Genomic DNA, 2,200 nt, shown 5'->3' with positions numbered 1-2,200 from the left:
GCTGGTGAAGAACCTGCCGGCGATGGTGGTACCGCGGTGGGTGGCGACGCGCACGCAGCCGGTCGCGGGCGACGACGTCATCCGCTACCTGGTCGGCGTCGCCGACGAGCCGGCGGCACTCGGCCGCGTCTTCGAGATCGGCGGGCCCGACCAGCTGACCTATCTGGAGATGCTGGAGGTGGCCTCGGAGGTGGCCTCCGGTCGGCGGGTGCCGATCCTGCAGGTACCCGTGCTCACCCCGCGGCTGTCGTCTGCCTGGCTGGCGCTGGTCACCGACGTCGACACCACCACCGCCCGCAACCTGGTCGACTCGATGAGTGTCGAGGTCGTCGTCACCGACCGCTCCATCGAGGAGATCGTCCCCGGTCGACCCCTCCCCTACGCCGAAGCGGTCCGCCGCGCTCTCGAGGACACCCCCGGCGCCCGCTGACGGGTAGTCCCTGACGTTTGGCACCGCTTCTGGCCGGTGGATTCAGCTGGTGATCGCAACATCGGGTGGATCTGACTGTCCTGACAGTACGGCGGTGAGCATCTCGGCGGGGGTGCGCCAGTTGAGGGTTTTGCGGGGTCGGCTGTTGAGCTGGGCGGCGATGTTGTCGAGGAGTGCGGGGCCGTAGAAGGACAGGTCGGTGCTCTTGGGCAGGTATTGGCGGAGCAGTCCGTTGGTGTTCTCGTTGCTGCCGCGCTGCCAGGGTGAGTGGGGGTCGCAGAAGTAGATCGACAAGCCGGTGGCCTCGGCGATCTGGACGTGGTTGGTCATCTCGACACCTTGGTCCCAGGTCAGCGACAGCTTCAGCTGTTCGGGCAGGGTGGCCATCTTGGCCACCATGGCCTCTTGGACGATGTCGGCGGTGTGGCCGCCGGGCAGGTGTAGCAGGAGCACGTAGCGGGTGGCCCGTTCGACCAGGGTGCCCACGGCGGACCCGGATGCGGTCGACCCGAGGATCAGGTCGCCCTCCCAGTGCCCGGGAACGGCGCGGTCTTCGACCTCGGGGGGCCGTTCGCTGATCATCACCATGCCCTTGAGCCGGCCGCGACGCTCCTGGGCCCGGCGCTGCGGCTTGCGCAGGGACCGGCCGGTGCGCAGGTGCCGGGTCAGCTCCCGCTTCAACCCGCCGCGGGCCTGGACGTACAGCGACTGGTAGATCGTCTCGTGCGACACCCACATCTCCGGATCGTCGGGGAACTCCTCGCGCAGCCGCCGGGCGATCTGCTCAGGGCTGTGGCCCACCACCAGACGATCCTGCACCTGACGCCGCAGCCGCACGCGGGTGGCCAGCTTGGCCGGCTTGGGACGGCGAGCCGACTCATCGGCCCTCGACTGAGCATTCTCAGCGCCATACCGCCGACGCCCCCGCACCGCCCGGTTCCGGGCGATCTCCCGGCTCACCGTGCTGCGATGACGCCCCAGATCCCGCGCGATCGCCGCCTGGGACCAGCCCACATCCAACAAGTCCTCGATCCGACACCGCTCCCGATACGACAACCGTCGCGACGGCTCACACAGCCTCGGCTTCACCCCGCCAGACTCAGCCACCCACCGCAGCGCCACCCGGTGCGACACACCCACCGCGACACCGGCAGCCTCCCAGGAAGACCACCACGGCACCTCCTCCCAAAACCGGCGCTCCAACGACCGCCGGACCCGCGGACGACCAACACGCATAACAACCCCCACATGAACGCGTGTTGCGCTCACCGCATGAACCCAAGCGGGCGAAACCGTGCCAAACGTCAGGGACTACCCGTTCCGAACAGCAGCGGCAGGGCGAGGAGCATCGCCAGCGACCAGACGACGTGGGTGATGATCGGGGCCTGGATGCCTCCGGTGGCACGGCGCTCGAGGCCGACCAGGGTCCCGAGGAGGACGGCGGCGAAGACGAGCATCGGGTTGCCGGTGGCGAGCGTCGCCGCGACGTACGCCGCGGTGGTCACCGTCACCGGGTGGTGCGGCGTGGCCGCATAGAGGGCACCGCGGAAGAACAGCTCCTCGGCGATGCCGTTCACTGCCGTCACCAGCACCAGCAACGGCAGCGAGCCACGATCGGCGTGGTCGAGCACGTGCCGCACCTGCTCGTCGAGCCGGGGCACCTGGCGGACCACGAGGGCCCCCACGACGAAGAGCCCGGCGAGAAGTGCGCCGTACACCAGCGGCGTCACCCAGGGCCGTGGCCCCGGCTCCTCGCCCCGCAGCGTGCGA

Annotated in this window: 2 protein-coding genes and 1 pseudogene; 1 reads left to right on the top strand and 2 read right to left on the bottom strand. The window is 69.7% G+C overall.

Annotated features, from left to right (window positions below):
* Nucleotides 1-430: pseudogene (locus tag JOZ00_RS05975) on the top strand (NADH-binding protein); the annotation flags it as partial.
* Nucleotides 431-472: 42 nt separating this feature from the next.
* On the opposite strand, the gene JOZ00_RS05970 reads toward JOZ00_RS05975, so the two are convergent.
* Together JOZ00_RS05970 and JOZ00_RS05965 are read right to left on the bottom strand one after the other, a co-directional pair.
* Nucleotides 473-1,666 carry an IS30 family transposase gene (locus JOZ00_RS05970; RefSeq protein ID WP_293341119.1) on the bottom strand — a complete coding sequence of 398 codons (1,194 nt, stop codon included), beginning with the start codon at nt 1,664-1,666 and terminating at the stop codon, nt 473-475.
* A 68-nt stretch (nt 1,667-1,734) separates the two neighbouring features.
* A partial coding sequence (locus JOZ00_RS05965; RefSeq protein ID WP_293341116.1) for a CPBP family intramembrane glutamic endopeptidase occupies nt 1,735-2,200 on the bottom strand: 466 nt, incomplete at its 5' end.

This window comes from Mycobacterium sp., assembly GCF_019243155.1.
GTDB lineage: Bacteria > Actinomycetota > Actinomycetes > Mycobacteriales > Mycobacteriaceae > Mycobacterium.
Note: the sequence above shows the minus strand (reverse complement) of the source record. Positions and strands in the feature narration are given on the sequence as shown.